At 68.7% G+C, this 5487-nt stretch carries 6 protein-coding genes; 5 read left to right on the top strand and 1 reads right to left on the bottom strand.

Annotated elements, in window-relative coordinates:
* The 4 genes from G5C60_RS49160 to G5C60_RS49145 all read left to right on the top strand — a co-directional run.
* Nucleotides 1-451 (top strand): ATP-binding protein (locus G5C60_RS49160; RefSeq protein ID WP_206440959.1); only part of this gene is annotated, 451 nt, incomplete at its 5' end.
* A gap of 43 nt (nt 452-494) precedes the next feature.
* Nucleotides 495-1064, top strand: coding sequence for an HAD domain-containing protein (locus G5C60_RS49155; RefSeq protein WP_165270565.1), 570 nt, complete (start codon nt 495-497; stop codon nt 1062-1064).
* 80 nt (nt 1065-1144) lie between these two features.
* The gene (locus G5C60_RS49150; RefSeq protein ID WP_165270563.1) at nt 1145-1519 is read left to right on the top strand and encodes a hypothetical protein; all 375 of its coding nucleotides are present in this window, start codon (nt 1145-1147) and stop codon (nt 1517-1519) included.
* Nucleotides 1520-1593: 74 nt separating this feature from the next.
* Nucleotides 1594-2055, top strand: a complete 462-nt coding sequence (locus tag G5C60_RS49145; RefSeq protein ID WP_165270561.1) for a pyridoxamine 5'-phosphate oxidase family protein — start codon at nt 1594-1596, stop codon at nt 2053-2055.
* A gap of 102 nt (nt 2056-2157) precedes the next feature.
* Here the strand turns inward: G5C60_RS49145 and G5C60_RS49140 are convergent, their stop codons facing one another.
* Nucleotides 2158-2811, bottom strand: coding sequence for a GNAT family N-acetyltransferase (locus tag G5C60_RS49140; protein WP_165270559.1), 654 nt, complete (start codon nt 2809-2811; stop codon nt 2158-2160).
* A gap of 179 nt (nt 2812-2990) precedes the next feature.
* Here G5C60_RS49140 and lon point away from each other — a divergent pair, with 179 nt between their 5' ends.
* On the top strand, nt 2991-5408 hold the full coding sequence (gene lon / locus G5C60_RS49135) for an endopeptidase La (protein WP_165270557.1): 2418 nt from the start codon (nt 2991-2993) through the stop codon (nt 5406-5408).
* Nucleotides 5409-5487: the final 79 nt, after the last annotated feature.

The raw sequence follows: 5487 nt of genomic DNA, 5'->3' as shown, positions 1-5487 counted from the left end.
GGAGTACACCCTCCAGGTCCCCCACGACCCCCTCGCCCCCGCCATCGCCCGTGCCACCGTCAGGCTCGTCCTCGACAAGCACGGCCTCCCCGAACTCGCGGACACCGCCGTCCTGTTGACCTCCGAACTGCTCACCAACTCGTGCCGTTACGCCCCCGGCCCCGCCTCCGTACGCCTGAAGTGGGCGGACAAGCGGCTGAGGGGGAGCGTCTGGGACACGGGTCCGCTCCTGCCGCGCCCCACGGAGTGCCCCGCTCCGGAGGCGGACGGAGGCCGAGGGCTCGCCCTCGTGGACCTGTGCGCCAACGAGTGGGGGACGTTCGCGCTGGGCCGGGAGGCGGGCCGGGTGCACGGCAAGGTTGTGTGGTTCGAGCTGCTGGTGGATCACGTGGCCGCGCGGCCTCAGGAACGGGACTGCTCGGACTTCGACCGGCTGATGGGGATCGGCTGAAGGGACAGCTGCCCCGCTCGGAGGAAGCCGATAGCGTGCGGTCATGGCCGAAAACGCGGAAGATGCGGAGCGCCCGCTGCTCTTCCTGGACGTCGACGGAACGCTCCTGCCCTTTGGGGGAGCGCGGCTTCCCTCGGCCCTCGAGGACTGGGACGGCTGGCAGGACGTGTCGAATCCTCAGCTGGCGAAGATCGATCTCGCGCACGGTCCGCGTTTGCGGGCGCTGCCCTGCGCGCTGGTGTGGGCCACCGCTTGGATGGGCGACGCCAACGAGGTGATAGCGCCGCTGCTCGGGCTGCCCGAGCTTCCGGTGGCGGACCTGCCGGACGCACCGGAGGAAGACGAGGCAGACGTGCTGCACTGGAAGACCCGAGCCCTCGTCCAGGCTGCGGCGGGACGCCCGTTCATCTGGGTCGACGACGAGATCACCGACCTCGATCGCGCCTGGGTGTCCAGGCACCATCCAGGGCAAGCACTCCTCCACCGCGTCGATTCGACGATCGGCCTCGTCGATACGGACTTTGCCGTACTCGACGACTGGCTGCGCGAAGCATGTGCTTCGAAAAGGCGCTCCGCATCGACGATCACTTCTGATGATCCGAGCACGGAGTGACCCATATCGCGGTCCGCAGGATTCGCTCCATCAGAATCACCGGTGGTGATTACATAATCCGCTGGCCGTAGAGGTGTTGCATGAGTCAATATCACTACATATTCATTCACCCTGGAAGCCCCCGGGAGCAGTTGTTGGCTGACATCTCCTTTGCCTGCGGGGTCCAACTTGCTCCTGTCAGCTCCGAATGCGTCGACTGCATCGACTACGCCGCCAGCCTGGGACAGGCTGCCGTAGAAGTGGAGCTCTCACACGAATACGAAGAAGATCACGGAATCCCTTTTGGGAGATACGAATCACTGTTCACCGTCCGGGATTTCGGTTCGGACCTTGCCCGCCAGGAAGCCCTGGCCCGAGAAATCTTTGGGCGTCTCGCCTCTTTGGGGAGGTATTCACTCATGCTCGTCCTGGACCTGCAGCAGCTCATCGAAACAGCCCCCCAGGACAGGGGCTGAGTGGCTTGTCGGTCGCTGGGAGTAGGGCCAACGCCCCATGCGCGCTTCGGAACCGCTGATTAGGGTCGGCGTTCATGCAGACCACGGGAATCGCTCGTCGTGATGTGCCGGAGCGAAGGCGCGACACTCTTGAACGGCTCGCTGGAGAACGGGATATATGGGTGTCGACGGCTCATCCGGATCATGGCCCGCATCAAGTGCCGCTGTGGTTCTGGTGGGACGGGCGGGCCGTGTGGATGTGCACCGGCGAGACCTCCGCGACCGCTCGTAACGTGCGACAGGAACCCCGCGTGCGCCTGGCATTGCCGGACACCTTCGATGTGGTGCTTCTGCAAGGGGAGGCGGAGTGCTTCCCGGACCGGGGTGTGCCGGAGGATGCCGCGGATGCGTTCGCCGAAAAGTTCGGGTGGGACCCACGTGCGGAGGAAGGTCCTTTTCTGTATATACGCGTGGCTCCGAGGACTGTCCTCGCCTGGCGCGGCGAGCCGGAGCTGCGCGGCAGAGTCCTCATGCGCGACGGAGCGTGGCTGGAGTAGCCCCGGTTGCCAGGGCACTCAGTGATGCGCCCGCACATGCCTTCCAGGCGCATTCGGTCTGAGGGGCAGCCCTCGACTCCGTACCCCTCGACCCCGTACCCCTCAACTCCGTGCCCCCGTGCACCTCGCGCTCGTCAGCGGCGCCACCACCCTCCACCCCACCGACTCGTACAGCGCCCGCCCTTCCGGTGTCCCGCCGAGGACGCCGGTTTCCGCGCCCTCGGCGACCGCCGCCCGCGCCAGCGTCCCCATGACCAGACGGCCCAGGCCCCTACGGCGGTGGGCGGGTGCCGTTTCGATCTGGTCGGCGACCGCTGTCGTGTCCGTCGGGGCGATCTTGCCGTGTGCGGCCCACGAACCGTCCGTCGTCGTGACGAGGGCTCGGATGACGCCGCCGCGTGACCAGGTGCGCAGTCGGTAGCCGTCCGGGACGGGCGGAGTGGGGGCGTCGGCGGTCAGGGGTGCCGACATCAGGAAGCCCGGTACCGGGTCAACCCACCAGCCGTCGCCCAGCCAGGGGCCGACGACGGACGGGTCGGCGAAGACCTTGAGCCACACGCCGGCTCCGGTCACCCCGGACGCCACCTTCCGGACCACCGCCTCCTCGACGGCACCGTTCGTCGCGGCGAGGACATGCCGGGTGACGTGATCCGGCAGGCCCACGTCGACCGTGTATCCCCAGGGCTCGACCACGGGCGGCGCCGCCCCGCGTGAGACGACCCATCCGTCCACCCAGGCCCGTACCGTACGGTCCATCCCGCCCCCTGTAATAGTCACTGGCCGCTCGTAGTCATTACCTGACTGACGGTACGCGTCGTCCACCCGATCCCAACAGCAGTGATCGCTGACAGCGAACGGGCGCCAGGGAGGGGAACATTCGACGGCGCGCGTGCATTGAGTCTGCATAACTCAACTTGACTGCCTAAGGGGAGATCATGGCTTCGACGTCCACACCGCTCACCCTGCCCGTGCTGCCGCTCGACGACGAGGTCGTGCTGCCCGGGATGGTGGTGCCCCTGGACCTGAACGACACCGACGTACGAGCCGCGGTGGAGGCCGCGCAGGCCGCCGCCCGTTCCAGTGGAGGCAGCAAGCCGAAGGTCCTTCTTGTTCCACGCATCGACGGGACGTACGCGAGCACGGGTGTGCTCGGGACGGTCGAGCAGGTCGGCCGGCTCGCCGACGGCGACCCGGGCGCGCTGATCCGCGGGCGTGGGCGGGTGAAGATCGGGGCCGGGACCACCGGGCCCGGTGCCGCGCTGTGGGTCGAGGGGACGCGGGTCGACGAGAGCGTGCCTGATCCGCTGCCCGGTCAGGTTGCCGACCTCGTCAAGGAGTACAAGGCTCTCGCCACCAGCTGGCTGCGCAAGCGCGCTGCCTGGCAGGTGGTCGACCGGGTGCAGGCGATCGATGACGTTTCCGCCCTTGCCGACAACTCCGGCTACTCGCCCTTCCTCTCCACCGAGCAGAAGGTGGAGCTCCTCGAGACCGCCGACCCGGTCGCCCGTCTCAAGCTCGCCACCGAGCAGCTCCGCGAGCACCTCGCCGAGCAGGACGTCGCCGAGTCCATCGCCAAGGACGTACAGGAAGGCGTCGACAAGCAGCAGCGCGAGTTCCTGCTGCGGCGGCAGCTCGAGGCCGTACGCAAGGAGTTGCGCGAGCTGAACGGTGAGCAGGACGGCGAGGAGTCCGACGACTACCGGGCCCGCGTCGAGGCCGCCGACCTTCCCGAGAAGGTCCGCGAGGCCGCGCTCAAGGAGGTCGACAAGCTGGAGCGGTCGAGCGACCAGTCGCCCGAGGGCTCGTGGATCAGGACCTGGCTCGACACCGTGCTCGAACTCCCCTGGAACGAGCGCACGGAGGATGAGTACGACATCCAGGGTGCCCAGGCCATCCTCGACGCCGAGCACGCCGGGCTGCAGGACGTGAAGGAGCGGATCACCGAGTACCTGGCCGTGCGCAAGCGGCGACTGGAGCGGGGTCTTGGAGTCGTGGGCGGGCGGCGCGGCGGTGCCGTGCTCGCGCTCGTCGGGCCGCCCGGTGTCGGTAAGACGAGTCTCGGCGAGTCCGTCGCGCACGCGATGGGGCGGAAGTTCGTACGGGTCGCGCTCGGCGGCGTACGGGACGAAGCCGAGATCCGCGGTCACCGGCGTACGTACGTGGGCGCGCTGCCCGGCCGTATCGTCCGCGCCATCAAGGAGGCCGGGTCCATGAACCCCGTCGTCCTCCTCGACGAGATCGACAAGGTGGGCTCCGACTTCCGGGGCGACCCGGCCGCGGCCCTCCTCGAAGTCCTCGACCCCGCCCAGAACCACACCTTCCGGGACCACTACCTGGAGGTGGAGCTGGACCTGAGCGACGTCGTCTTCCTGGCCACCGCGAACGTCCTGGAGGCCATTCCGGAGGCGCTGCTCGACCGTATGGAGTTGGTCCGGCTCGACGGGTACACCGAGGACGAGAAGGTCGTCATCGCCCGCGACCACCTGCTGCCGCGGCAGTTGGAGCGCGCGGGCCTGGAGAAGGCCGAAGTCACCCTCGACGAGAGCGCGTTGCGCAAGCTCGCCGGTGAGTACACGCGGGAAGCGGGCGTACGGAACCTGGAGCGCTCCATCGCACGGCTGCTCCGCAAGGTGGCCGCGCAGCACGAACTCGGCGAGCGGAAGCTGCCGTTCACGGTCGGCGAGGGCGATCTGCGCGACCTGATCGGGCGGCCGCACCACGTGCCCGAGGCCGCCCAGGACCCGGCCGAGCGCCGCACGGCCGTCCCCGGTGTCGCCACCGGGCTCGCGGTCACCGGCGCGGGCGGTGACGTCCTGTACGTGGAGGCGTCGCTGGCCGATCCGGAGACGGGAGCCGCGGGTCTGACCCTCACGGGTCAGCTGGGCGACGTGATGAAGGAGTCCGCACAGATCGCGCTCTCCTTCCTCCGCTCGCACGGCGCCGAACTCGAGCTGCCCGTGGGCGACCTGAAGGACCGGGGCGTGCACATCCACTTCCCGGCGGGCGCCGTGCCCAAGGACGGACCGAGCGCGGGCGTCACGATGACGACGGCTCTCGCGTCGCTGCTCAGCGGACGGCTGGTCCGTACGGATGTGGCGATGACCGGTGAGGTCTCGCTGACCGGGCGGGTGCTGCCGATCGGCGGCGTCAAGCAGAAGCTGCTTGCTGCCCACCGGGCCGGTGTCAACACCGTCGTCATTCCCAAGCGGAACGAGCCCGATCTGGACGATGTGCCCGCCGAGGTTCTGGAGAAGCTCGACGTTCACGCCGTCACGGATGTTCGGCAGGTGCTGGAGCTGGCGTTGTCGCCTGCGGCGAGCGGTGCGGTGTCGGAGGTTCCGGTGGCGGCGTGACGGACGCCATCGGGAATGAAGACCCGGGTCCCCTCGCGGGGTCCGGGTCTTCGGCATGCGGCCGGGCGGGGTGGGGGTG

This window comes from Streptomyces scabichelini (assembly GCF_011045015.1).
Classification (GTDB): Bacteria; Actinomycetota; Actinomycetes; order Streptomycetales; family Streptomycetaceae; genus Streptomyces; species Streptomyces scabichelini.
Note: the sequence above shows the minus strand (reverse complement) of the source record. Positions and strands in the feature narration are given on the sequence as shown.

What these genes read in the sequence shown, in the direction of transcription:
- G5C60_RS49155 (WP_165270565.1), top strand. Translation starts at nt 495, where the DNA reads ATGGCCGAAAACGCGGAAGATGCGGAGCGCCCGCTGCTCTTCCTGGAC.
- G5C60_RS49150 (WP_165270563.1), top strand. Translation starts at nt 1,145, where the DNA reads ATGAGTCAATATCACTACATATTCATTCACCCTGGAAGCCCCCGGGAG.
- G5C60_RS49145 (WP_165270561.1), top strand. Translation starts at nt 1,594, where the DNA reads ATGCAGACCACGGGAATCGCTCGTCGTGATGTGCCGGAGCGAAGGCGC.
- G5C60_RS49140 (WP_165270559.1), bottom strand. Translation starts at nt 2,811, where the DNA reads ATGGACCGTACGGTACGGGCCTGGGTGGACGGATGGGTCGTCTCACGC.
- lon (WP_165270557.1), top strand. Translation starts at nt 2,991, where the DNA reads ATGGCTTCGACGTCCACACCGCTCACCCTGCCCGTGCTGCCGCTCGAC.